Raw genomic sequence first — 26370 nt, 5'->3', positions numbered from 1 at the left:
GCATGCAGGTGATGCTGGCCTCAGCCTACACCCGGGCATTTGCATTGAATTGAGTCGCTGCGGGGCGCCTACTGGTGGTCGACCATTCCCCAGCCGGTGTGGATGACCTCCTGATAGACCTCGTCAGGATCCAACCGACCCAGTTCCTCGCTCATGCAGTCCACAGCAGTGCGCAGGGGCATGGAGATGGTCTGTGGGGCTTGGTCGGGCTGGTTGATCCGGGCCTGGTCGTCGTGATGGCGCTCCATGCTCATGATCCCGTCCGGGCGTTCGAAGTAGACGCCGGTGACGGCCTGGGCCTTCGGGTCACGCTCGACAGAGACCGGCACCTGCAATTTCAGGGCCAGCCACGAGGCCAGCAGCTCCAATGGCAGGTAGTGGGCCTGGCCGGTCACCTTGACTGAACGGATGGGCAGGTGGGGCGGCTGCTGCACCATGGAGGTCAGCAGTGCTCGCCAGATGGTGATCCTGGTCCAGGACAGGTCCACGTCCTGATCGCGCGAATGGGCCAGTAGCCCGGCGAAGGTGGCCTGGCGATCGTCGGCATCCATGGCATCGGTGATTCTGCTGGCGGCCATGGTCCCGATGGGATCCTGTGAGGGATCCTGGGGCGGATTGGTGGGCCACCAGACCACCAGAGGGGCATCCGGCACCAGAAGGGGGATGACCAGAGCATCGGAATGGTCCAGCAGAGCAGCCACTGGTCGCAGGACCACCACCTCGCCGGCACCGGCATCCGAGCCGAAGCGGATTTCGGCATCCAGTGTGCGGTCACCGTCATGGTTGGTGTCCTTGTAGGAGACGCAGTCTTCAGAGGACTGTGCCGCAGCGGTCCGCTGGTCCGCCTCCTGCCCGGCCTGATGGTCTTCGGCATTGGTCACTATGGCGATGACCCGGCAGGGGTGTTCACGACTTGCGGCGTTTACGGTCTCCAGGGCCGTCTCCAGATGGGCCTGTTCGGTGACGATGACCAGGGTCAGCACCCTTCCCTGGGCGGCCTCTCCGCGTTCAACGTGGAGCTCGTCGATCTCCCGGGCGATGGCGGAGGTAGTGGTGTTGTTCAGTCTGACGATCATGGCATCCTCCAGTGGTATCCGTCGCGGGCCAGCATCAGATCAGCCTCCTGCGGACCCCAGGTGCCGGCGCGGTAGGGCTGGGGCTGGCCCTGTCCGGCCCAGAACTCCTCGATGGGGTCCAGGATCTTCCAGGAGAGATTGACTTCCTCGGTGGTGGGGAAGAGGGGCGGGTCTCCCAGGAGTACGTCCAGGATCAGCCGCTCATAGGCCTCGGGGGAGGCCTCGGTGAAAGAACGCCCGTAGGAGAAGTCCATGTTGACGTCACGCACCTCCATGGCCGATCCAGGGGTCTTGGCCCCGAAACGCAGGGTCACACCCTCGTCGGGCTGCACGCGGATGACCACTGCATTGGCGCCCAGTTCCCGGGTGGCCGTGGCCTCGAAGGGCAGGTGGGGGGCACGCTTGAAGACGATGGCGATCTCGCTGACCCGCTTGCCCAGGCGCTTGCCCGTGCGCAGGTAGAAGGGGACGCCGGCCCAGCGGCGGGTGTCCACATCCAGCCTGATGGCCGCATAGGTCTCGGTGGTGGAGGAGGGGTCGATCCCGTCTTCATCCAGGTAACCGACCACGTGCTGGGAGCCCTGCCAGCCTGCCGTGTACTGGCCTCGGGCGGTGTGGGCCGCCAGATCCTTGGGAAGACGGACGGCGGAAAGAATCTTGGTCTTCTCAGCAGTCAAATCTGATGCCGAGAAGGAGACAGGCTCTTCCATGGCCGTCAGGGCCATCAGCTGCAGCAGGTGGTTCTGGATGACGTCCCTGGCTGCTCCGATTCCGTCGTAGTAGCCGGCCCTGCCGCCGATGCCCATGTCCTCGGCCATGGTGATCTGCACATGGGAGACATAGTTGGAGTTCCAGACCGGCTCGAACATCATGTTGGCAAAGCGCAGGGCCAGGATGTTCTGCACGGTCTCCTTGCCTAGGTAGTGGTCGATGCGGAAGACCGAATCCGGTTCGAAGACCTCGGAGACCACCCGGTCAAGTTCCTTGGCAGAGGCCAGGTCGTGACCGAAGGGCTTCTCGATGATGACGCGGCGCCAGGCCCCTTCAGTGGAGTGGGAGAGTCCCGACTCGGCCAGCTGACGGGCAACCTGGGGGAAGGCCTTGGGCGGCACCGACATGTAGAAGGCGTGGTTGCCACGGGTGCCCCGGACCCGGTCCAGCTCCGAGACGGTGGCCGACAGGCGGCGGAAGGCCTCGGCATCGTCGAAGCTGCCCGTGACGAAGCGCATGCCCTGGCTCAGATGTCGCCAGGTGGACTCGTTGAAGGGTGTGCGGCAGTGGGCGCGGACGTTCTCCTCTGCAAAGGCGACGAACTGTTGGTCGCTCCAGTCGCGCCGCCCGAAACCAATCAGCCCGAAGCTGGCTGGCAGCAGTCCCCGGTTGGCCAGGTCATAGACGGCCGGCAAGAGCTTTTTCTTGGCCAGATCGCCGGTGACGCCGAAGATGACCAATGAGCTGGGTCCTGCGATGCGCGGCATGCGCAGATCGCGCGGGTCCAGCAGGGGGTTGTGCCAAGGCGCCTGTCGGCCGCCGTCCTCATCGGGGGGAGCGGGCTGGTCGGCGGAGCGCACAAGTGGTGAAGTGTCCATAGTGCTCCTCGTAAAATACCGTGGCTCCCAGTCTACTGTCGGCAGTGGAAGGGCAGGGCTGATTATCCGCTGAAGTGTGCATAGCGTCGCAAAGGTCACATTTGCGACAGGGTTCCTAGAATGGTCGGTATGATTCCCAATGTTCCCATGGCTGAGGCCCTGCATCGTCAGTACGCGCCCTCCCGAGCCGCCTATGAACTGATACACACCCACTGCCAGATCATCGCCGCCCTTGCGGTGCGTATGGCCGACCAGGTCAACGAACGCCTGCTGCGTGGTGACGACCCTGATGGGATCCTGCCCGAGCGGCCCCTGAATCGTGACCTGGTACGCACAGGTGCCCTGCTGCACGACATCGGCACCTACCGGATTCTCAAGGATGACGGCTCCCAGGGCCGGCCGCTGACCTTCCAGGGCGAGCGGTACATCGAGCACGGCCTGGAGGGTTATCGTCTGCTGCTGGATGCCGGGGTGGACGAGTCGGTGGCTCAGTTCGCCCGCAACCACACCGGGGTGGGGCTGACCCGTCGCCAGGTGGAGGAGGAGCATCTGAACCTGCCGCCGGACGACTACCTGCCGGTCAACCCTGAGCAGGAGGTGGTCATGTACGCGGACAAGTTCCACAGCAAGCACCAGCCGCCCATCTTCGTCTCCGAGCCCACTGCCGCCAAGCGCACGGCCAAGTATGGTCCCGACAATCTGGCCCGCTGGAGGCAACTGGTGGCCCGGTACGGGGTGCCGGACCTGCAGCCCCTGGCCAAGCACTACGGCATGACCATCGTCTGATCCTGCCGGACCGGACCCCAGGAACTGCGGAAGCGACCGCTGAATTCGCGCAGCATCCACGGGTCTGGTTGATAGGGGTCAACTGGATCGGTTCGGCAGGTCGCTACGGCTTTCAGGAAAGAGACCATGCCCTGTGGTCCGTAAGCGTAAGGGGCTGCGCACCAGACCGGGTTTCCCTCCAGGACGAGAGGCCGATCCGACCCACGGAGGAAGGCCAGATCCACGCTGATTGGGGCAGGAGATCGACCCTTGGCTGCCTGGAGGGCGCAGTCTTCGGCGATTGTTCGATGCCTGGGATCGAAGACGGCACCGTCAAAGACCGTGGTGATGACCCTGGAGTCCTCGCCCTCATGCAGGCAGTATCCGCTGGAGGCCGCAATTCGATCCCTGTCGATGATGACCCGCCACTCCTCATGGATATCGGGCAAGTGGGTCTGGATGCGAATCAGCGATTGCGGAGGGGCTGTCCGTAGATTGCGCTGCAGGTCTTCAAGGGTTCGTCGGGCTGCAGGCAGGCCTGATACCCGGCCGGCGGCCAGCTGCGACCAGGGGCGCTGCCCCAGGCCCGATGGCAGTAGGTGCCAGGCCAGGATGGTTGCGGCCGTCACGGTCAGAATCCTGCGTTCGATCAGGGACCGGTCCAGCCCGTCCAGCCACATGGTCGGTGGCGCTGACAGGGCCCATGAGGGACGACCTTGGGAGGCCAGCCAGGCGTTCTGGGCGATCAGGAGCCCCGGGGTGATCCATATGGCTTCCTTGGCGCCGACCCCCCGAACGGGTCCGAATCCATGGTGATGGTGCAGGATGATGCTCCGCTGCCGGTGTAGGTCCTTGCTGCACGAATCGATTTGTTCGGCCATGACCCGGGGTATCCACTCCTCATGGGTGATGACCGAACAGACCAGTGCAGTGCCGTCCGTCCCCGGCCCGGAAGGTCGGGGCTCAATCCACGATGAATCGGTCGTCGTAGGTACCCTCGTCTACGGTGTCCGAACCGCCCGAGGTCAGGATGATCACGGTGCAGTCATGACGGCGGGAGACCCGCTTCAGTGTGGCCAGCAGGGTGTCCCAGTCGCCAGGCTCCAGCCCCTCGGTGGGTTCGTCGGCGATGAGCACGTCGCACTCGCAGCACAGTGCGCGGGCCACGGAGGCCAGACGGAAGTCCAGGTGTCCCAGATCAACGGTCAGCGTGTCCTGCAGACGCTCCGGGAAGCCCACCTCGTCCAGCAGTTGACGGGCCAGATTGTCCTTGGGGCCCAGGAAGGTGCGCCCGCTGGCATCCATGGTGTAGACAAGATTCTGCACGGGGGTCAGGTCGCGCCTCAGGGCATCGGTGCCAAAGATGGCCCCGATCTGGTGGCCGCGATAGTCGGAGGCCAGCAACTGGCGTAGATCCGTGCCCCGGAAGAGCACGCTGCCCTGTGTGGGGGCGCGCAGGCCTGTCATCAGGGCCATCAGAGCGGCCCGTCCGGAAGGCGAGGTGGTCTCCACCGAGTAGATGCGGCGGCGCTGGAAGTCCAGATCGACATCGTCCAGGATCTGTTCGGGGCGGCCCTGGACCTTGCGCGTGTAATCCACATGCTTCAGGGAAAGCACGGGGTAGCCGCCAGGAACCAGCACCCGTTGGTCATCGGTCTCCAACAGCGGGTCCTCCTGATCGCCGTCGGAATCTTCGGCGTTTTCATGTTCGATGACCACTTTGAAGGCAGCCAGCGGGACATCTTCTTCCGAAGAACCATCCTCTTCGGACTTTTCGTCCGTCTGAGCGGCTGCCTCTTCCCCGGATTCGGGCAGAGGTTCGGCGCTGGTGTTCTCGTCGGTCTTCTGCTCAGCGTCGGCCGTTGTCTGATCGGCCTTTGCCTGGGACTCTTCGTTAGGCTGCTGGTCCGATGTCTTTTCGCTCATGCCTCGTCCTCCAGGTCGTTGGTGTATAGCTGGGCGGTTCTGAAGGCCGCTACCCTGGCGGCTGCTGCCAGAGCGAGGACCAGACAGACGGCCAGGCCAATCAGGATCATTTTCCAGATCAGACCAGCATGAGGCATGCTGGCCAGGCTCCCCAGCCGGAAGAGCGACCGGCCCAGCGGTCGGCTGATTGCGGCACCCAGCGCCAGGCCCAGGGCCAGACCGGGCAGGGTGGGCAAGAGGGTCTCCAGGGCGAACTGCCAGCCCAGCCGGGCCTTGTGGACTCCGATGGTGACAGCCATGCCGATTTCGTTGGTACGGCCGCGCAGCATGAGGATCAGGCAACCCAGCAGAATCAGCCCGCCCAGCAGGCAGACCAGGATGATGGTGGTTCGTGCCTGGCCGGCAGCCTGGTGGACCGGCTCCATCCGCCGCTGGTAGTCCTTCAGACTGGGAGAGTCGATGTCGTACTGCGAGGCCTTGAGTCCGTCCTTGCGCAGCTCCTTGATGAACTTCTGGTAGGTGCTCGGCGAATCCAGGACGAAGGCCACTAGTAGTTCATGGCCAGGGTCTCCCGGCTTGCTGGCCGTATCCAGCCCCAGCATGGCAAAGGTGGGATAGGCCGTGTAAATGGCCCGGTCGGCTGCCTGGCCGGCGGCCTTGCGGTAGTGATAGATGCCCGAGACGGTCAGCTTGACCTGCTGATCCTGCTGACGGGGATCCTTGATGGTCAGGGTGTCGCCCACCTTGAGCTTGTTGGCCTGTGCCATCTGCTTGGAGATCAGCACGGTCTGGGTGCCTGAGACATTCTGCGAGGCGTAGTCCAGTCCCTTGCCCTGGTCCAGCACGAAGGGGCCGTGAGGCAGGGTGGGCTCGGCCGCCTTGTCGGAGACGCCCACCAGGGAGTAGCTGCCTGACTGGGGCAATCCCTCCGGGTCGATGTTCGCGGTCTCATGGAAGTAGGCCTTGTACTGCATGCCATCCATCTGCAGGCGCTGGGCGTACTTGGAATACTCGTTCCAGCCCAGGGGGGAGACCTTGGTCCCCTTGCGCGGGCTGATGACGGCATCCACCTGTTGGGATTCGTAGTCGGTGGTACGTGCCTTGGTGTCAGCCTGGAGCACGGTGGCCGCCGTCGTAGCCAGCGCCGTCACGACCAGGCAGGCCAGAACCATGACCAGGCTCCGCGCCGCATGCCGCCTGATGGTGAACCAGGCGTTCTTGAGAACGAACATGACACCCTTCCTGATAGCGTTCCAGGGATGACCGGGCGGCCCTCTATGACGGGCCTTAAGTCCGGTCGTCGTCCTCCAGTCTAGCCAGGGACGTTCCCAAGCTAGCGGTGCGAACTTGGAGCTTGCTGAATGTCCTGCTCGGCCTCTGGCTGCTCGGCGTGGGAGAAGTTGCGCACCTTCAGGGAGACGGCCAAGGCGGCCAGAATCAGCACCAGGGTGAAGACCAATCCGTAGTGGGTGCCCCTGGTGAAGGCCTGGGCTTTATCAACTCCGGCTGCCTGTCCTTCGCCCATGGCCAGCAGGGAGGTGGTGATGGCCGTGGCCACGGCTCCCACAATCTGCTGCATGGTGTTGATGATCGTGCTTCCGTCGCCGGACTGCGGGCCGCTCAGGGAGTTGAGCGCGTAGGTCTGGGCCGGTGACATGGCCAGGGGGCAGCCGATCATCAAAATGATGTGGGCCGTCACCACCAGGGCCACAGGCGTGTGCGGGCCGGTGAACAGAAGGATGACCGTGCCCACCAGTGCGATAAGGAATCCGCAGCGGACGGGCACACGAGCCCCGAAGCCGTCATAGAGCCGGCCCGCGAAGGCCGAGACCAGGGCGTTGATGGCGCCGCCGGGCAGCATGAGGATGCCGGTCATCGCCACGGGCAGGAGCAGCCCCCGCTGCAGGAACTGGGGCAGTAGATACATGGAGGAGAGGATGACTGCGAAGTCCAGCATGACCAGGGTGGCGCCGTAGCGGAAGGCCGGGATGGAGAAGATGCGCAGGTTGAGCACCGGGTGTTCCAGGCCCAGCTGACGACGAATATAGAGGACCAGGGCTACGAGGGCTACAACCAGGATGGTCAGGGTGACCGGGGAGAGCCATCCGTACCGGCTGGCCAGGCTGACTCCTGCCACCAGTCCGCCGAAGCCGACAATGGACTCCAGAATAGATGCCAGGTCGGGCCGCTGGTGGGTGATGGTCCCTACATTCTTCAGGAAGCCGACGGCGAAGATCAGGGCCACAACCAGGAATGGGGTGAAGAACCAGAAGATCCAGTGCCAGGTCAGCTTGCCCAGGATGATCCCGGTCAGGGTCGGGCCGATGGCGGGGGCGAACATGATGACCAGGGCGCACATGCCCATGACCGTGCCCAGTCGCGCCGGCGGGAAGATCAGCATGGCCACGGTGAACATGAGCGGCAGGATCAGGCCTGTGCCGATGCCCTGGATCAGCCGTCCAGTCAGAAGGACGGGGAAGGTGGGGGCCATGGCCGAGACCACCGAGCCCGCCAGGAAGGCGACCAGGCCGAAGATCACGGTCTGCCTGGTGGTGAACCACTTGGAGATCAGACTGGAGAAGGGCAGGACGATGCCGATGACCAGCATGTATCCCGTGACCAGCCACTGTACGGTGGCAGCCGGGATTCGGAAGCTCTCCATCAGGTTGGGCAGGGCGATATTGAGCGAGGTCTCGCTCAGCATGCCCACGAAGGCCCCGATCATCAGCGCGGCGATGGCCGGCCAGGGATGGGGGACGGCCGGGCGTGACCGGTGAACGGAGGCAGAGGTGGACGTGTTTTGCACGATAATGATCTCCTTCTTCAGACAAACAGCACGCCATCTTAGGGAGACGGTCATTTTTTCGTAAGTCGGCATGTCTACTCGCTTCGCCGAAGGCGTGCCATATCGGGACGGAAAAGGTTATGCTCGGGAATGGTCGTCAGAGACCATAAGGAGGGTGTGTGTGGATTGGCATGCAGCGGTCTACGGGTCAAGAGCGGGTGGTTCAGGAGGACATGGCTTCTATGATCCGGGCGATGAGGAGGAGGGACGGACCTTTGGCGACCCGGACACCATCTCTGACGCCGCTCTGCGCCGGTTGGGCGGCAAGGCCTACTTCCGTGCCCATCAACTGCTGGATGACCGCCGCTTTACGGACCTGCGCCTGCGGCACCTGGGGGCTTTGACCGTTCTCAAGGGGCGTGTGCCCGCCACCTATCAACCGGATGGCGACTGCATGGTCCAGGCTCGGCTGGACGAGCAGGCACATCGGGTCATCGACTCCTCCTGCACCTGCCGGGCCTTTGGGCGCCAGGGTCCTGCCTGTAAGCATGTCGTCGCCCTGATCATGGCCTACAACGAGTCCAGCCAGGCCTTCGCGGGATCGGATGATTGGGCCGGCGATCAGGGTCGATCCCGGTCCGCCCGGTCGACCTCGGGACCGCTGGCAGCCTACATGCATCGGCAGGAGGGTCGGCGGCGGCAGGCCTTCCGTGACCGTCAGCTGAGCCTGCTCAAGCAGGAGAACGGTCCGGTCGGCGGTCGTCACCTGCCCATCGGCTCGGTCGGGCTGATCCCCGACCTGACCAGTGAGCGCGGAGGCTGGCTGGTCCGTCTGCACATCACCATGTCCTCCCACGGGGTCGCCTATCTGGTCAAGGATCTGCCTGCACTGCTGCGCGCCGTGGACCAGGGCGAATTCATGTCTTACGGACGGCGGCTGGCCTTCATTCATTCTCGTGACACTTTTGACGACCGGGCCCAGGCTCTGCTGACCATTCTGGAAAGGGCCGGCGCCATCCGCCGCAGCCTGGCCGAACAGGAGGGGGGCATGCGCCGCCGTCTTACCCGTGCAGGGTTGGCGGGGATCCGGCTCAGTGACGACGAGGTGGCGCAGATCCTCGACCTGTTCGTGGATTCCGGGCTCACCCTGGACTACACGCCTCCCGAGGATTCCTTCCTGCAGACCATGCCTGCCCCCGTGGTCGATGGAGACCCGGACCCCGGCATCGCAGTCAGCAAGGAGGCGGACGGCTACCGGATCACCCATGCCCTGGCCGTGGAGCGCTTCATCGTAGGCCAGGCCTCTTCCTTCGTCATCGTGCGGCCTTCGCAGCCCGGCTTAGGGCTGGATCCAGGGCCGGTCATCCACCGTTGCAGCACGCGTTTCATGCGTCATCGGGACCTGTTGGAAACCCTCTGCCGCCCTGGCGAGGATCGGGATCTGCACCTGGATGCCGACGACCTGGACCTGTTCGCCTTGACCGTCCTGCCCGACCTTGATCAGGGTGCCCGGGAAGGATCCGGGCTCTCCGCCAGTCTGCCCGAGGAGCTGGATGCCCGGCGGCGGCCGCCCTGCAGGATCGAGCTTTACCTGGACAGGGATCGGCAGGGGGTCAGCTGTGACCTCAGGGCCCGCTACGGGGACCGTCTTCTGTCCGTCGGCGTCGACCCTGCCTCGGAGGATGAACCCGGCAGGGACCGGGAGAGCGAGTCTTTGGCCCGGCAGACGGTCCGCCGCTATTTCCCTCTGATGGAGGAGGGGCTGGCCCGCATCCCCGAGGAGAACGAGGAGGCCATCCACACCCTGCTGACCCGTGGCCTGCCCGTGCTCAAGGGCCTGGGGCGGGTCTTCTCCACCCCGGCCTTCGACGGGCTGAGCGTCGTCTCTCATCCGCAGATCCGCGTGGGTGTGCGAGTACGTTCCGGTCTGGTCGAGATTTCGCCCATCGCCGATGAGGTACGGCCCGAGGAGGCTGCTGCCATTCTGGCCGACCATCGCCGCCGTCGGCGCTTCCATCGCCTGCGCAACGGGGCCTTTGTCGAGTTGGCGGATCTGAATACCGAGGCTGTGGACACCCTGGCCCAGGACCTGGGCATCGACCCGGCTGATCTGGCCAAGGGGCCGGTCCGGGTGCCCGAATTCCAGCTCGGCTACCTGGATGCACTGGTGCCTGATCAGGACCGCGATTCCAGCTTCCGCGATTACCTGAAGGAGCGCAAGCCTGATCCTCAGGGGTTCAAGGTCCCTGACGGGTTGCAGGGGCAGCTCAGACCCTACCAGGTCGAAGGGTTGCGTTGGCTGTGCACTCTGAGCGACCGTGGATTCGGTGGCATCCTGGCCGACGAGATGGGCCTTGGCAAGACCATACAGATGCTGGCCTACCTGCTCTCCCGTCGGGATCAAGCCAGGGATCGAGGGCCTTCGCTGATTGTCTGCCCGGCCTCCTTGGTCTACAACTGGGAGGCCGAGTGTCGTCGTTTTACACCGGATCTGCGGGTGGCGGTCCTGGCCGGGGGGCGCAGCCAGCGTCAGACTTTGCTGGATCAGGCCAGGTCCTACGACTTGCTGATTACTTCATATGACCTGCTCAGGAGGGACCTGGACCGGTATCGGAGCCTGCCCTGGTATGCCTTGGTTCTGGATGAGGCCCAGTACATCAAGAACCATGCCACCAAGGCCGCCCGGGCTGTGCGCGCTCTGGACAGCCTGCACCGGTTCGCCCTGACGGGCACACCCATCGAGAACCGGCTTTCCGAGCTTTGGAGCATTTTCGACTTCCTGATGCCTGGGATGCTGGGCCCCTACTCCCGGTTCCGGGATCGCTTCGAAATGCCCATACTCAGCGGCGACCAGGACGCCCAGTCCAGGCTCCAGGCCCTGGTGGGGCCCTTCATTCTGCGCCGGCTCAAGTCACAGGTGCTGACGGATCTGCCCGAGAAGATCGAAAACGTGATCAGCGTGCCCCTGCAGGGTCGTCAGCGCAAGCTCTATGCGGCCCTGGAACAGGAGCTGAGGGCCACGCTCAACAAGGAAAGGGATCAGGAGTACGAGGTCGGCAAAATCCAGGTCCTGGCCCAACTGACCAGGCTACGGGAGGTCTGCTGCGATCCGCGTCTGGTCTACCAGGATCAGGGTCGGGACCGGCGTGGCGATTCGGCCAAGCTGGACGCCATCGAGGATCTGGTGGTCTCCTGCCAGGATGCCGGGCGCAAGATGCTGATCTTCTCCCAGTTCACCTCCTACCTGGACCTGATAGCCCAACGCCTACGTCGGCTGGACGTGTCCTATGATCTGATCACCGGCGCCACATCCAAGAAGAGGCGGCTGGAGCTGGTGGAACAGTTCAATAGGGATGCCACGCCGGTTTTTCTGATCTCCCTGAAGGCCGGCAATACCGGGCTCAACCTGACCGGAGCCTGTGTGGTGGTGCATGCGGACCCCTGGTGGAACGCCGCAGCCCAGGAGCAGGCCAACGACCGCGCCCACCGGATCGGCCAGACCCAGGACGTCAACGTCTACCAGATCGTGGCCAAGGACACCATCGAGGAACGCATCCTCAACCTGCAGCACAGCAAGAGCGACCTGGCATCGCGCTTCGTCGATTCGGCCGCCTCCACCGGCGCTTCCAGCGTGGGAAGACTGAGCAGAAAAGACCTCCTGGCCCTGTTGGGTTGAGCGGCTTGGACTGGGCGTTGACAGTCTGTATACACAGTGTCATCGATGGCGAGGTTGACGGATACCTGGGAGTCGGAGCAGAAGCGGCAGACTTCCACTGATTGGGAGTCCTAGGCTTTTTATTGATTCATATTCATATGAGGCGTAAGCCAAGTGTTTGGATGACGCGGCAAAGATTGATAGAGATCCGCTTGTGCTTATTCTTGCCCCCTGCATTAGCGCTCGATGAGGTCGAGCATCACAATAATCGGGCCTCTTCCGTCTGCCAATGGTTGCTATGTCCTGGCCTGTTGGGTTTTGTTCTTGGATATATCCGTTTACAGCATGCGGCCTGATTTTCGCAGGGTCATATTTCATTACCCGAGATGTAATCTGCTTGCCATTTGGACATTTCTGGTTTTCCTTGTGAGCTGACAGTGGTTGAGATGTTGATTGTCATCCTGCCGAATTCAGTCTTCTCCCCTGTCTAGTTCCATGCCAAAAGGACGGATTCTTTTGTGTTGTTTCCGTCGTCGCAATCTTACTTGTTTAGGGCGGGACTATAATAAATTTACGGTATTGATATCGAAAGTTACGTTATAAATTATGCGAGTTACTGCAGCGAAGAAGGAATGAGCATGTTTGAGCCCATGTGGCTATCGCCAAAAGTCATAAGACCCATAGTCGGCACCCGCAGGTTCTATATTGAAGGTCTTGATTTTCAAGATCCTGTCGCGACGCGCATATATAGAGAACTGCATGATTTCTTCGGGGCTAGCCAAGCGGCTGACCGGCAGTGCGCGGATTTGGTCTTCATAATGAATTCCGCTGCCCTACCTGCAGAACGGGACGGGGCCTATCGCATCCACACAGAGGGGGATTGTGTCTGCATCGAAGGCAATACGGCCACGGCCCTCCTCTATGGCCTATACGGATGGGTGCGCAGAAAGGCATGTGGGCAGCAGATCGATGACTTTGAGTCAGTGCCGAATCAGGCATTGAGAATGATTGATCACTGGGATCAGACGGATGGTTCGGTTGAGCGCGGGTACGCAGGCGAATCCATCTTTTTCGGCGTTCTGGGTTCTAATAGCCATGCTGATTTTCGTAATTTTCCTGATCGGCGCCAGGATGATCCTTTCCGAGGTGATCTGGCAAGGGTGACCGCCTATGCCCGTCTTCTGGCGTCAATCGGTATCAATGCCATAGCTTTGAACAATGTGAATGTGCGAGGCGAGGCCAAGAAACTGATTGTCGAACCATACCTCGACCGGGTTGCAGTGCTCGCCGACATCTTCGGTCAATTCGGCATTCGGGTCTTCCTGTCGGTGAACTTTGCTTCGCCCATCGATGTCGGCGGTCTGTCCACGGCGGACCCCCTTGCTGATGAGGTCTCGGCTTGGTGGGAAAAGATAGTCGATAATGTATATCAGCGTATTCCCGCCTTCGGCGGTTTTCTGGTCAAAGCGGATGCTGAAGGAGAACCGGGCCCCATGCGGTATGGGCGCACACACGTCGATGGGGCGAATATGCTGGCTCGACCCCTGTCCAGGCACGGCGGCCTTGTCATATGGAGAGCTTTTGTCTATGACTGCAATCAGGACTGGAGGGATAGGAGCCTGGATAGGGCCAAATCCGCATATGAGAATTTCATCGGTCTTGACGGGCTGTTTGCTGAAAATGTCGTTCTCCAGGTCAAATTTGGCCCCATCGATTTCCAGGTCAGCGAGCCTGCCAACCCTTTGATAGGTCGCATGACCCATACGAATCTTATGATCGAGTTCCAAATCACCGCTGAATACCTAGGACAGCAGATTGACGTCAACTATGTCCTGCCGCAGTGGCTGGCAATGACCAATTGGGATACCTGTGCCCCACAGGTTGATGCACGTGTCAAGGCCGTGGTCCCGAAGCTGTGCCTGGTTTCCGCTCATACGGGTTTCGCAGGAGTCAGCAATGTGGGCATGGATGACAACTGGACAGGAAACACCCTGGCTCAGGCCAACCTTTACGGGTTCGGTCGTATGTGCTGGGATCCCGATGCAACGGCTGGCTCCATTCTGGATGAATGGATGACGCTCACCTTTCCTGATTTGCGCGGCCCGGCAAGGGAGGCCATCAGTGAGATCATGCTCACTTCGAACAAGACCTTCAAGAACTACACCGCTCCTCTGGGCGTAGGGTTCATGGTCAAGCCCGGTTTGCACTATGGCGTGGACGTGAACGGATATGAATACGATCGGTGGGGCACGTATCATTTTGCTGACCGAGACGGAATCGGCGTGGACCGAACGCAATCAACTGGGACAGGCTTTACGGCCCAGTATCATCAGGCTCTTGAGGAGCGGTTCGAGCATGCGGAAACAACCCCGGACGATCTGCTGCTCTTCTTTCACCATCTGCCTTATGACCATGTGCTTCATGATGGGCAGACGCTCATCCAGCACATCTACAGCTCCCATTTCGAAGGCGTAAAGGAGGTTGAGCGATATATAACGCTTTGGAAGAAAGTCAAAGGCTCGATTCCCCAGGCTGACTGGGAGAACGTGGCAGACAGACTCCAGGCGCAGAAAGCCGACGCAGTCGAATGGCGCGATCAGATAAACACATACTTCTATCGCATGAGCGGAGTGCCCGACAGGCTCGGCCGCAAGATTTACGCATAAGGGGGAAATACAGATGATCATTGACAATCCGGTGTTAAAGGGCTTCCATCCTGATCCATCCATGATTCGTGTTGGGGACACCTACTATATAGCCACTTCCACATTCGAGTGGTTTCCCGGCGTACGCGTCCATTCTTCACGTGACATGGTCCACTGGCAATATGTGACCAGCATCCTGAATTCCGAGAGAATGGTCAATCTGCGTGGTGACCCCTCCTCGGGCGGCGTCTGGGCTCCTGACCTCTCCTATTCCGATGGACGGTTTTGGCTGGTCTTCTCGGATATCAAGACCGTCACGGGCACCTTCAAGGATGGCACCAACTATCTGACCAGCGCCGAGCGCATAGAAGGACCCTGGACCGATCCAGTGCCCATCAACTACGTGGGATTCGACGCGTCCCTCTTCCACGACGATGACGGCAGAAAGTATCTGATTCAGCAGACCTGGGATCATCGTGAGTATCATCATCACTTCGATGGAATAACACTGACTGAATTCGACACATCCACCATGCGGCTGTTGCCTGAGACATCCAGAACCATATGGAGGGGAACGGATGTCAGGTTGTCTGAAGGCCCTCATCTTTACAAGATCAATGGGTGGTACTACTTGTTCGCGGCCGAGGGGGGCACGACTTTCTCTCATCAAGAGACCGTCTCTCGTTCGCGGACGCTTCAGGCTGGCTCTTTCGAAACCATGCCGGGCGATGAGCCTTTCCTGAGCAATTTCGATACCCCACGGTCCTACCTGCAGAAGCAGGGGCATGGATCGCTGGTGGACACCCCCACGGGAGAGTGGTATTACGCATCGTTGTGCGCTCGTCCCTGGCACCGACCCCAGGAGTCGGTCGTGGATCCTCGAGGGTGGTGCACCCTAGGTCGCGAGACATCCATCCAGAAGGTGGAGTGGGACAAGGACGGATGGCCTCACATCCAGGGAGGCCACGGAGGCAGTCGGTATGTGGAGGCTCCCAGGGATGCCCCAGTGTCTTCGCAAGAACACGAGGAGGGCCATCAGCATGATGATTTCGAATCGGATACGCTTGGTCCGGATTGGTGTACGTTACGGGTGCCCTTCAATGAAAAAATGGGCTCAGTGGGTGCAGGTTCCCTTCGCTTGAGGGGCCAGGGGTCGCTGCATAATCTTTTTGACTTGTCTCTGGTGGCCAGACGCTGGCAGGCCTTCGACTTCGACGCTCAGGTGCGGATGGATTTCGAACCGAGGTCCTATCAGGCTATGGCGGGGTTGACCAACTATTACAGCGACGCAAATTTCAGTTGGATATTTGTCACCTGGGACGAAAGGCGTAGCACGCGGGTGATTGAGGTCGCCCAATCTGATGGAAATCGTTACGTCTCATATCTCAAGGATGAAGCAATTCCTGTGCCTACGGGCGCTCATGTCTGGTTCAAAACCAAAGTCCGCACTTCGTCCTACTCCTATCAATACTCATTCGATGGTCGTCACTGGGCCACGGTTCCGGTTATCCTGGATGCGGCAGTCCTTTCGGACGACCATGTGTATAAGCAGATTGACGGTTACTTTACCGGTGGTTTCGTCGGCTTGGCAGCGGTTGATTATTCGGGTTATGGGAGCCTGGCCACTTTCAGCTCCTTTGATTACAGGGAGCTAAAGGAGAAACCATGATCAGCGGTGTGCAGATGTTCTGCTCGGAGTTCATGGGCACCGCCCTTATGATGGCCATCGCGGTCATGGTTGCCGCCAGTAGGTCGCTCCCCAAGACAGGGGCCTATCGAGCCGACTGGATCAACGCCTCGTTGGGCTGGGGTCTTGCTGTCTATGTAGGCGTATATGCGGGGTGGAGAACGGGCGGCCATCTGAATCCGGCGGTGACCCTGGCCAGGGTGGTCGGTCACTGGATTGATCCACAGGCGACCTTGAACGGCCTGGCCATGGGCAAGGGCGGCATTCCGGTCACCTTGGCCAATGTGGCCATCTTCATTTCCGCTCAGTTCCTGGGGGCTTTCTTCGGTACCTGCCTGGGCTACCTGGGCACTCGCAAGCATTTCGAACTTCCGACCGATACAGATACCAAACTCATGGTTTTCTGCACCAAACCGGCCATACGTTCGAATTTCTGGAATCTGGCATCGGAGGCCATCGGCACGGCCATCCTGGTTACCTGGGTTTTCCTCAATGGAGGGACGCCTACCCAGGTCGGGCCCTTGGGCGTAGCCCTGGTCATCACGGTTCTGGTCATGGCCTTGGGCGGGGTTTCTGGTGCGGCCATGAATCCCGCACGTGACTTTTCCGCTCGATTGGCTTACTGCCTTCTGCCCATGTCCGGCGAGAAGGATGCGGACTGGAGCTACGCCTGGATACCCTTTGTCGGGCCGATCGTCGGAGCCTGCATCGGGGTGTTAGCGCCTGCCTGGATGGGGCTTCTGCCTTGATCCTCGGCATGGAAAAGCCCCTGGCCCTGTCAGGGGGTTATTACGACAGGACCGGGGGTCGAGTTGGTCAAGGTAGTTCGAGCTCAGTAGCTGGCTGAGGTGGGCTCCTGGAAGCGGACTGTCAGCCCGCGACCGTGATGAAGGAACATCTCTGCACCGTGGCGGTCGACGTCGCGATGGGTGAAGAGCATGCGGATGGCGAATGCCGTCTGGGCATCATCGGGCAGGTCCAGGAAAGCCTTATGGGCATCCCAGCCGTCGGCCGCGACAGCCTTGTTGGGTACGTAGGCGTATCCATAGCCGTCCTCGTCCACGTAGCCCAGGAAAGGCAGGTCCCATGCCTGGTGGTAGCTCAACTGATTCTTGTAATCCTCGACCTTCTTGAGGGCTTCGTCGCTGATGCCGTACTTGCGGGCGACCTCGTTGGCCTTGGCCGTCTTCGCGGCGGCATCTTTTCCGAACATGGAAGTATCAACAACAATGACTGTATCGTCTGCCATGACTGACCTTTCTGTATGACGGCCTGCACGTGTGACAATCGACATCATGACCGTGCAGGGCCATGACCGTTCAGGTGACCGTCCATCGTCGACGGTGACCTCTGGATGCAAGATTCCTTCCACTTGCAAGAATACCAAATTTCGTCTGCGAATAGGGGCAGGGAACCGTGAGGTTCGCCATAGGTGGCTGTCATTAGTGAGAAACGTGTCCGACTGTGTTCGCATGCGGTAAACTATCAGCCAAGGTCGGCCTCTCGATTCCTGCGATGCCGAAGCAAGCACATCAGCGCCAGGCCGAGGACGGCAGTGCCGAAAGTCAGCGCTGCAGGCATGACTGGGTCTGAGCCTGAGGCGGCTAGGGCCGGGGAATCCGTAGAGGACTTCGCCTGGCCATCAGAAGATTGGCTTCCCGGTGCCGTCTTTTGGCTATCGGAACCGGTTTGATCCGGTTTGCTGGGTGCACGATCGGACTCGCTCGGCTTGCTCGGTTCTACCGGCGGATTCGGCTTGTCATGCTCTCCGGAGTTGCCGGAGTTGCCGGAGTTGCCAGGGTCGGCGGGGTTATCTGGTTGATCCGGCTTATCAGGCTTGGCCTGGTAGGTATTGGTGAAGGTGGGGTTGTTGTCGGTGACGGTGGCTTGGAGCTGGCCTTGCTGGTCGTCGGTGACGTGGACGGCGATCTGGTGCGTGTTCTGGTCGTAGGTGATGCCGGGCAGGCTGCCCTGGGCCTCGCTCACGGAGTATGTGTAGTCGCCGGCCTCGGACAGGGTCTGGTCGGGGAATTCGACGGTCCCGTTGGCCTTGTTGGATGCTTGGGCCGGCTTCCCGCCTTTCTTGTCCTGCAGTAGGAAGTCGAACTCCCCGGCTTTCAGGCCCGGGCCTTCCAGGTGCTTGAAGGCGGTGAGCTTGACCGTGGCCGGCTTGGCCTGGTAGGTGTTGGTGAAGACCGCCGTGTCTATCTTGCTGCCCTTGCTGCCGGTCCACTGCGCCTTGGCGGTACGGTGTAACCGAGCTGCATCGGTTGTCAAAGTGATGGTCAGGATTGCAGCGGTCTGATCATACGTCAGGCCAGGAATGGAGCCGGTTTCCTGGTGGATACGATACCTGTAGCTGCCATCGCCGGGCAAATCATACACGTTGACGGGCACCTGGGTATTTTGGTTGTCGGCGTTGATGGTGATTTGGCTGGGCAACGCTGCGGACGGTGCGCCATCCAGGGGCTTGACATTCAATGCGAAGGAGTCTGTACCGAGCCAGTTCCTGCCTTGGATCCGTACTTCGACTCCGGCAGACACTTCATCGGTGTCCATCATTCCTGTCAGGCCACAGTTGTTGAAATCCAGGGATTGGCTGGCCGCGTCCACCATATCCTCGGCCTTCTGGAACTCAATATCGTTGATGACGGCGCCTTTCATGGTTCCGTCCTCCAGAAAGTCGCTGGCTGAGGAGTTTTCGCTCTGGGTGGCTGTGTCGGCCTTTTGGATTGTTGTAGTCAGGTGGGTCCAGTTCGTGTTCGGAGCGGGGTCGAAGCGCAGGTGGAATTTCCCTGCCGGTATATTGGTCAGTTCGTACTTGCCCTGGGAATCAGATTTTGTGCTCAGATCATCATGTGGGGTGACGACCGACTTGGCGGGCTTTTCGTCAGTATCGTTGAGCAGGGTCACTTTGACATCCTTAAGCAGAATATCTTCCGAGGAGCGGATGCCGTCCCCATTGACGTCGTACCATACGATGCCACTGATGGAACGCTGGACAACCATGGCCTGGGCAGGCATTTGGTTCAATGCATTGCCCCAGCGATTCCGATAGCGGTCACCGGAGGAGTTGTTTCCAGGGTTTATATGGAAGGTAATGTCATAGCGGAATTGGTTGGGCTGCCCATCGATGATGAAGGCCCAGGCGACCACGTTTTCAGGCATTTTCACTTCGCCACTTGTTGGGTTCAAGTCAGCCGCGTCCCAAGAGAGGTAATCCTGGGATTGTATGGAACTCGTGTCATTCACCCGCCATCGAGAATCTGTGGTGTAGCGGATGGTGACTCCGCTCAGACCAGCCCCCGCCGAGGCTTTTATGCTCATATCAGCAAAAGTAGGTTCCCCGTGGAAGTCGGGTTTGCCGCTTGTCTGCTTGTACGGCATGATGTCGATGGCATAGTGATGCTGCTTGCCACTGCCTGGGGTGCTGCTCAGCATGTTGGTGAAGCCGATTAGTGCACCGGCTTCATTGGTATCCTGTACGGCCGAAGTGGAAAGGCTGGTGGTGTTGGTCCGCCAGGCGTGGATGGTGAAGGAGTCGGCAGTCTTCAAGTATGTGTTGGGCTGGGACATATTGTATTTTGACTGGACTGTGGCAGAGGTCGTCAGGTCCTCGTTGGGACCGATGTCTTTGCCAGGGTCAGTCAGGTCGCCTAGGGAGGTGGAGAAGTGGATGACCCGGCTGTTGCCGTCCACAGGGATGTTGGTCAGTGTCCAGGACAGAGTGGTGATTCCGGTTGCGGAGTCCGTGCTCACTGATGGCTCACATGCGGTTCCGCCCTCTATGTGGCCCATTTCAGGCGTGGCTTCCGTATATGTGCCGCCCAATCGGGCGCTACCGGGGATGTAGTGGAGCTTTGCTGGTAGTTTGTCGGTGATGTAGAGTTCGGTTTGGGCGCCCTTGTTGGCTTGGGAAGCTGAACTGCCGGTGTTGATGGTTAGCCGCCAGTCAACGAACCGTTGATCGCTGTCTATGTCAAAGTATTCTTTGGGTCTGGAATTGGTGCTTGTTTGTGCTACGGCGTTGGAGATGGTGTTGGTTTCGCCGGCTACATAGAGGCTGTCCCCGTGTTCATTGCCGCCGGTGTCCCCGCCCAGGTAACCGTTCATTTGATCATAGCGGGCCTTGGTATAGCCGCCGACCGACGTGGCCAAGTCGGGAGATTTGATTTTGGCCAGATCATAGGGGTTCTGTTTCCTGGCCCAGTCCTCCCATTCCTGATCGCTTGAGTTCTCAGGGTTCAGCCCGGCCATAGCTGCTAATTGGCTGCGGGTGAAGGTGCACGAAACCGATGTCAGCTGGGCTACCGAACCTACCTTGGCGTCGGGGAGGACGTTGATTACAAATCCGCCGAAGCCGAATCGGGAATTCTCTTCGGCAAACCTGGAGGGCGCGGCGGTGCGCCCGCCCAGCAGTATGCCTATAACCGTGCCATGCTTCTTTGCTTCCTCCTGTGTGCTATAGAAGTTCAGATCCTCTATGTTGGCATTGGCCTGCTCAGTGTCGTTTTCCCAGTCCTTCCCGTCGGGTTTGGTGGCGTACATGACCAGGTCCAGCAATGGGTTTTTATCGCTCGTTGTATCATTGTATTTGCCGTTCTGCCAGATGCCATTGCCCCAGGGAAGATCCAGGCCGTCGGAGTCCGGCAGCCCAACTACCTTTGGATCGATCTTGACCAAGGACATTCCCAGCAGTGGCAGATCGGCCTTGCTGGTTTTGAAGTTAAAGCCGGCCGTTACCCGCACTTTGGTCCCTGCGACTGCTGAGTCGGTCCCCCGTAGATTGTCAGGAGCGGTCCACCATCCGCAATCCACGCCGTTATCGAAATAGTTAGACGCCGTCATGCAACTGTACTGGATGATGTTGCTGATGCCTGCCTTCAATGTGCTGGAACCTTGCGTGAAGATGACGTTGTGCCACATGTCATCGGACTGGTCGGTTTGGTTTGACGTGTCCGTGGGGCCAGAGGCAGGGGGTAAAGACTGGTTTGATAGCGATTTCGCGCTCAGGTCGCCGTCGTCGACCTTGCTCTGCAAGCTGAGACCGGTCTGTCCATAGTAGTTGGCCACGTCCTTGCCGCCGACAGTGGAGGGGTTGAAGACATATAGGTAACCAGTGGAGATTTCGGCCACTTCCTGTCGCGTGCAGTCAGTCGAGGCCAGGGCAGGCGTGCACTTGGCGTCTAGTGCATAGGTGTGTCCCAGGTAGGGGAAGGGGTCGTTGGTTTTATAGTCCTTCAAAGTCAGGTCCAGCTTGAGTCCCTGGCTGTTGCGCTGTTCAGCCACGGTGTATTGACCATTGCCTTGGACTTGGTCCTTCCCAGCCGTGCCACCCGTGGATCGGGCATAGCCATAGTTGCTGAGAGTGGGTCTCCAGCCCTGATCGCCGGTGTTGCGCCCGCTGTTGTTGAAGTCGCCGTCGATGGTGCCGATGTCCCAGAAGTAGGGTTGCAGATCCTCTATCTTCGGGTAGGCATCTCCGCCAGCGGTTTGCCACAAATTGCTCAGTGACAGGGAAAAGGTTATGGGGCCAATGGGAGCCTCCAGACCCTTGAGACCCTTGGTCCGATCGGGCCAACGCATGTCAACGGCCCAGTTGAACTTGCTGATGATCCCCTTGCGCTTGCCCAGCTCATGGTTGGGGTAATTGCCGGCGGCTGGGGTGTTGAAGTCGAAGGTCTGGTTGCCGGAGCCTTCATTGGTTCCGCCAGTGATCCGCAGGTTCAGATTGAGCTTGGCCGATACAGTGACCGAATCGGACGTGGCCGAAGCAGGATCGGTCTTGGTGGTGGCATCCGGAGCGCCCCAGGCCTGGATCTCAGGGGCGAATTTGCTGCCATTGGGCATGCTTCGGACCCGGAGGACCAGAGTGACGCTGGAGGATCCCGGAATAACGGTGGACAAATTCTCTGTGGCGGTGAGTAGCCGGTAAACGGTTAGCACCTGTGTCGGTTGACCGTCGATGGTCTCTGTAATTTGCTTTGGCTGGTATCCCGGCGTATTGTCCGCCCAGCCCATGGAATCCACATCAAAGGTGACCCGATCCTCAGGCTGGCTCAATTTGAATTGGAAGCCTATTCGGCCCCGGCGGTAGCTGGTTGTCTCGCTGCGGGTATTTACGGCAAAAGAGTAGGTGTAGGACAACTTATCGAAAGTGCGCACTATGTCATTGTCCGCATCGTGGTCATTGCCGGGGTTGTTGTCCTTGTCGAAAGGAGCCGTGCCGGTGGAACGTGAGGCCTGGGACAGGGTGGTGACCACGGCGTCGTCGGTGTCCAGCATGTCCTTGATTGCCGATTTGGCGGTCGGCCTTCTGCTGGGTTGTATGGGCGCGGCCTGGTTCGAGGGGGTTGACTTCGACTTCTGAGTGGTTTGGGCTGCCCCGGATGTGGCAGTGTCCAACTGTGGAGTAGAGGTTTGGGTCGACGTGGACGACGTCTGGTTTGTCGCAGTCGCCTGCTGTACACGTGTTGTTGGGGATGTTGATATGGATGCGGCGGTCTGGGCATCAGCCGGCTGCTTACTGTCGGCTATGGCCATGGTGGGTATCAACATGGCCATAGCCATCAGGCCGGCCAGGACTTTACCGCTCAAATTACCCTTTGCCACGTTTCTCCTTTTGAGCGCCGACGACCGCTTGGGGCGTCGGGCCGGGCATCCCCTTCGGGTCATCCGGTCGACTGTCTACGATGGTTCTCAAGTCATCCGATAAAAGTGCTGTGGAACAGTATACAGAATCCTTGGCTATGATTCCGCTATTGCTGTGCGTCTCCGGAGAAAAAGGGTCAACTATGGACAGAGCAAGGAGGCCCGCATGAGTGAACGGGATCATCATGGGCTCTCGATGGCCGATTTTCCGGGTCATGGAATGCGTGAGCGGTCGGCTGTTTATGGGTTCTTCATCATCATGGGCATCGGCACTTCGGCATGGATTTCTCGACTGCCAACAGTCAAGGCCAGTCTCGGTCTGCAACCTTCGGGCCTGGCTCTGATGAGCATCCTGGGCGGCTGTGGCGCCCTGGTCGGCATGCTGGTCTCAGGGGTTCTGACCGATCGGCTGGGTGTGCGGCGGGCCATGCTGCTGGCAGCGTCCACCTGGTGCCTGGGCATGGTAATCGCGGCCCTGACCGTCACTCTGCGTTCGGTGCCTGGGGTGGTTTTAGGGCTGCTCTTCAATTCGGCGGGAATCAGCCTTTGGGGAACGGTCAACACCGTCGAGGCCGGTGCGGTGGAGCGCTTCTCCTCTCGGTCCATAATGCCGCGCTTCCATGCCTCATATAGCCTGGGCATGTTTCTTGCTTTGGGATTGGGCTCGCTCCTGTCTCATCTGGGTGTGGCCATAGGCGCGCACCTGGCGGTCAATGCGTTGGTCAGCCTGGCTCTGGTGGTCGCCTGCGTTCGGCTCTGCCCGGCTCAGCCTTTAGGGGATTACAAGGGTGGCGCTGACGACGAACGCTCGGATCGGCAGGAGGGGGAAGGGCGATCGTCCGCCTTCGGCAAGCAGTTGGCGGCCTGGGGCGATGCCCTGGTTCTCATGCTTGCCCTGATCAATGTGGCCCTGGAGGCCAGCGAGGGTGCCGTCAATGATTGGAGCGGCATTGGCCTGGTCGATGCCTTCGGTGTCCCTGAGTCTCAAGCCGGTCTTGCTCCCACGATCTTCGCTGCAGCCATGATCGTCTCAAGGTTGCTGGGGACGCATCTGATCGAGCGGTTGGGGAACATGCGCTCGCTGGTCCTGACCCTCCTGGTCTCGGCTCTGGGCATCCTGGTCTATGCTCTTTCGCCCTCTTTTGTGTTGAGCCTTGCGGGCACTGGAATCTGGGGTGTCGGAGCTGCTCTGGGCGTGCCCATTGTCACTACTCTGGCAACCAAGGATCCAGCCGTGGCGGCCCAGCGTGCTTCGGTCATCTCGACTGCCTACTACGGAGTCTCCTGGATCATTCCTCCGGCTATCGGATTTCTGGCCGACCATACCGGTGTCCGGCCGGCGCTGCTACCTTTGGCGTTCTTGCTGGCGGCGGTTACCCTCTTGGTGCCCACGGTGTCCAGACTCACTCGGGAATGATGCTCTTCGGTTGGCAAAAATCCGCCAACCGGTTGTCGGGCGAATACAAGAGATGGAGATCGGCAGTATGGTCTTTGGGCAGATACTCGGATTCAAACAGTCGTTCCCAAATATTGCCGTACACGTCAGTGAATTTTATGGCCACAGCAGCCAGTCGGCACCTGCCCTGAGGATCGCCTTTGTCCAAAAAACGGGGGGATTCGAAGATGTCCTTAGGGCAGATGGTAGGCAGGCTCCAGACAAATCTTTTGTCAGGATCCATAGATATAACCCAGTCTGCTGTTGGCAGTGTCCGCCAGGCATGATGATATCCGAATCCAGGCACCCCGTAATAGTTGATCGTGTTGTTTTTAAGGCTGATCGGTCGTAAATGGGAATTCTTCAGCAGATCCCAGTGGACCAGGATTGAGACCTGGCGGATGGTTCCCTCGCTGTGGTTGGTGATAATCAGGTGCTCGTCGGTCCCGTCTTTCTGGTCTTTGTCTTTGACTGTCTTGGACTCCCAGACGTCGACTCGGGAGGCCTGTTTGAACATGGTTTGGTAAAGGTCGTAGCTGCGACGTTCATCGTCCTTGGCGAAGGTTCTTCTCGTCTGCCGGGCGGAATACACAATGGTCGCTGGAATCGCCACCACAGTGGCTATGGCTGTAATGGAGTTAATGATGAGATTAATAATGTCGATGATGGGCATGGGCACTCCCCTAAATATCTGCAGCATACTCCAACACATGATTGTACATCGTTGTTATAAGCGATCCCATGCCGTCTGAAGGGTGACAGTCAGAGGGGAAGATGGATGCCTTTCCCTGCCAGATTCTCCAAGCATTCCTGCAGATAGGCTGCATCGTGCTCGGGGAAGATGGGATCTGTCAACGGCACGGCAGTTAAATCCTTGTATGGTGGGCAGTGCCTGCCGCGGTAAAGCGGGTCGTGCCAGGCAGGATCGGGATGATAGCCACGCTCGTGCATCGTTGCCATGACCAGAAGATGAAATTGAAAGAGCTTGTACGGGGAGTGGTGGAAGACATAGTCAACGGTGGCATGCCGCCGACCCCAGCCCAGGCCCCGCAGTGCAGTGATCTCCCGATGCTGGCCCAGCAGCTGCTGTCTGGGAAGCAGTCGGATCAGATCCTGATGCCACAGTCGCATGACGCCCCCTCGTTGGGGTCATAGATGAACCCCTCCTTCAGCCTAGCTAATTGCATTACTGTGAGGCGGATAAGCGGGGGAGGGGTTGAGGCAATTTCCTACTGCAATTCCTTACTGGGCGATGAATCCGCCATCCACAACGAATTCGGCACCCAGCGCGAACTTGGATTCGTCGCTGGCCAGATAGACACAGATCTCACCGATGTCCTGGGGCTCGCCGATATGGCCCAGGGGCGTCAGCTTGCTCATCCTGTCCTCAAGGCTCTGGCTGATCAAAGGGGTCTTGATGAATCCAGGATGGACCGAGTTGACGCGAACGCCGTAGCCGTTGTTGGCGGAATCCAGGGCGGCGGACTTGGTCAGCAGCCTGGTGCCGCCCTTGCTGGCGTTGTAGGCTCCGGCCCGGCTCAGGCCCACGAATCCCTCGATGGAGGAAATGTTGATGATGGATCCGCCGCGGCCCTTCATGACCCTCATGCCATGCTTGGTGCCCAGGAAGGTCCCGTTCAGGTTGATGGCGATGATCTTCTTCCAGTCATCGTAGCTTTCCTCGTCCATAGTGACACCCTTGTCGCCGACGCCGGCATTGTTGACCACGGTGGTCAGCTGGCCCAGCTCCTTTTCAACGGTGTCGATGGTGGACACCCACTGGTCCTCATCAGTCACGTCCAGGGTGTGGAAGACGACCTGCCCGGGATGCTCCTGCATGAGGCTGCGGGAGGCATCGCTCTCCTTGATGTCGGTAAGGGCCACCTTGGCTCCCTCACGGACGAAGCATTCGGCGATGCCCACGCCCATGCCGCCGGTTCCTCCGGTGATGATTGCTACCTTACCTTGTAGACGATCAGTCATATCCACTCCTTTATAGAGATGTGCTGTCGTATTCCATCCTATGGGATGGCATGCCCACTTTGATGGCCGACGTACGGATGATCCCGGTTCGCTATTTCTCCGAAGCTGTCCTTGGGATGCCAACAGTTCTGCGGGGTCACAATATATTTTCCGCTGAAACAGTGCACCTCTTC

The 26370-nt window shown here is 59.9% G+C and carries 17 protein-coding genes; 6 read left to right on the top strand and 11 right to left on the bottom strand.

The features are described from left to right. Positions 1-68: 68 nt before the first annotated feature. Positions 69-1076: a glucose-6-phosphate dehydrogenase assembly protein OpcA gene (locus H3U89_RS02555; protein WP_198178609.1), complete on the bottom strand. Its 1008-nt coding sequence runs from the start codon at positions 1074-1076 to the stop codon at positions 69-71. Further along, positions 1073-2554: a glucose-6-phosphate dehydrogenase gene (gene zwf, locus H3U89_RS02550; RefSeq protein WP_232345712.1), complete on the bottom strand. Its 1482-nt coding sequence runs from the start codon at positions 2552-2554 to the stop codon at positions 1073-1075. The genes H3U89_RS02555 and zwf overlap by 4 nt, the downstream gene beginning before the upstream one ends. Before the next feature lie 231 nt (positions 2555-2785). On the opposite strand from zwf, the gene H3U89_RS02545 reads away from it, so the two are divergent. After that, positions 2786-3451, top strand: a complete 666-nt coding sequence (locus H3U89_RS02545) for an HD domain-containing protein (RefSeq protein ID WP_198176919.1) — start codon at positions 2786-2788, stop codon at positions 3449-3451. Here the strand turns inward: H3U89_RS02545 and H3U89_RS02540 are convergent. The 4 genes from H3U89_RS02540 to H3U89_RS02525 all read right to left on the bottom strand — a co-directional run bounded on the left by H3U89_RS02540 (position 3430) and on the right by H3U89_RS02525 (position 8162). Continuing rightward, positions 3430-4311, bottom strand: a complete 882-nt coding sequence (locus H3U89_RS02540; protein ID WP_198178610.1) for a hypothetical protein — start codon at positions 4309-4311, stop codon at positions 3430-3432. The two genes, H3U89_RS02545 and H3U89_RS02540, sit on opposite strands and share 22 nt — an antisense overlap. An 82-nt stretch (positions 4312-4393) precedes the next feature. Continuing rightward, on the bottom strand, positions 4394-5356 hold the full coding sequence (locus H3U89_RS02535) for an ATP-binding cassette domain-containing protein (RefSeq protein ID WP_198178611.1): 963 nt from the start codon (positions 5354-5356) through the stop codon (positions 4394-4396). Beyond that, entirely contained in the window at positions 5353-6588 is a 1236-nt protein-coding gene (locus H3U89_RS02530) for an FtsX-like permease family protein (protein WP_198178612.1), read from the bottom strand. The genes H3U89_RS02535 and H3U89_RS02530 overlap by 4 nt, the downstream gene beginning before the upstream one ends. A gap of 101 nt (positions 6589-6689) precedes the next feature. Then, positions 6690-8162 carry a DHA2 family efflux MFS transporter permease subunit gene (locus H3U89_RS02525; protein WP_198178613.1) on the bottom strand — a complete coding sequence of 491 codons (1473 nt, stop codon included), beginning with the start codon at positions 8160-8162 and terminating at the stop codon, positions 6690-6692. Between the two features lie 160 nt (positions 8163-8322). Here H3U89_RS02525 and H3U89_RS02520 point away from each other — a divergent pair, with 160 nt between their 5' ends. From H3U89_RS02520 to H3U89_RS02505, 4 genes are all read left to right on the top strand, one after another. After that, the gene (locus H3U89_RS02520) at positions 8323-11817 is read left to right on the top strand and encodes an SNF2-related protein (RefSeq protein WP_198178614.1); all 3495 of its coding nucleotides are present in this window, start codon (positions 8323-8325) and stop codon (positions 11815-11817) included. Between the two features lie 617 nt (positions 11818-12434). Continuing rightward, a complete protein-coding gene (locus H3U89_RS02515; protein ID WP_198178615.1) occupies positions 12435-14462 on the top strand; it encodes an alpha-glucuronidase in 2028 nt (675 codons plus the stop codon). Between the two features lie 13 nt (positions 14463-14475). Continuing rightward, positions 14476-16110 (top strand): glycoside hydrolase family 43 protein, encoded by a 1635-nt coding sequence (locus H3U89_RS02510; protein ID WP_198178616.1) that lies wholly within the window; start codon positions 14476-14478, stop codon positions 16108-16110. Continuing rightward, positions 16107-16877 (top strand): MIP/aquaporin family protein, encoded by a 771-nt coding sequence (locus tag H3U89_RS02505; RefSeq protein ID WP_198178617.1) that lies wholly within the window; start codon positions 16107-16109, stop codon positions 16875-16877. Before H3U89_RS02510 ends, H3U89_RS02505 begins: the two co-directional genes overlap by 4 nt. 83 nt (positions 16878-16960) lie before the next feature. Here H3U89_RS02505 and H3U89_RS02500 read toward each other — a convergent pair whose 3' ends face one another. Both H3U89_RS02500 and H3U89_RS08485 read right to left on the bottom strand, forming a co-directional pair. Beyond that, positions 16961-17377 (bottom strand): hypothetical protein, encoded by a 417-nt coding sequence (locus H3U89_RS02500; protein WP_045934962.1) that lies wholly within the window; start codon positions 17375-17377, stop codon positions 16961-16963. Between the two features lie 236 nt (positions 17378-17613). Then, a complete protein-coding gene (locus H3U89_RS08485; RefSeq protein ID WP_198178618.1) occupies positions 17614-22740 on the bottom strand; it encodes a Spy0128 family protein in 5127 nt (1708 codons plus the stop codon). A 205-nt stretch (positions 22741-22945) separates the two neighbouring features. Here H3U89_RS08485 and H3U89_RS02490 point away from each other — a divergent pair, with 205 nt between their 5' ends. Then, entirely contained in the window at positions 22946-24196 is a 1251-nt protein-coding gene (locus H3U89_RS02490; protein ID WP_198178619.1) for an MFS transporter, read from the top strand. Here H3U89_RS02490 and H3U89_RS02485 read toward each other — a convergent pair. From H3U89_RS02485 to H3U89_RS02475, 3 genes are all read right to left on the bottom strand, one after another. Then, complete coding sequence (locus H3U89_RS02485; RefSeq protein ID WP_198178620.1) at positions 24183-24887, bottom strand: hypothetical protein; 705 nt, start codon at positions 24885-24887, stop codon at positions 24183-24185. The genes H3U89_RS02490 and H3U89_RS02485 overlap by 14 nt on opposite strands. Before the next feature lie 89 nt (positions 24888-24976). Next, positions 24977-25345 (bottom strand): TIGR02328 family protein, encoded by a 369-nt coding sequence (locus H3U89_RS02480; protein ID WP_045934968.1) that lies wholly within the window; start codon positions 25343-25345, stop codon positions 24977-24979. A 111-nt stretch (positions 25346-25456) separates the two neighbouring features. After that, a complete protein-coding gene (locus H3U89_RS02475; RefSeq protein WP_198178621.1) occupies positions 25457-26197 on the bottom strand; it encodes an SDR family oxidoreductase in 741 nt (246 codons plus the stop codon). Between the last annotated feature and the right edge of the window lie 173 nt (positions 26198-26370).

It is taken from the genome of Bifidobacterium sp. W8104 (genome assembly GCF_016100735.1).
Taxonomy (GTDB): domain Bacteria; phylum Actinomycetota; class Actinomycetes; order Actinomycetales; family Bifidobacteriaceae; genus Bombiscardovia; species Bombiscardovia choladohabitans.
Note: the sequence above shows the minus strand (reverse complement) of the source record. Positions and strands in the feature narration are given on the sequence as shown.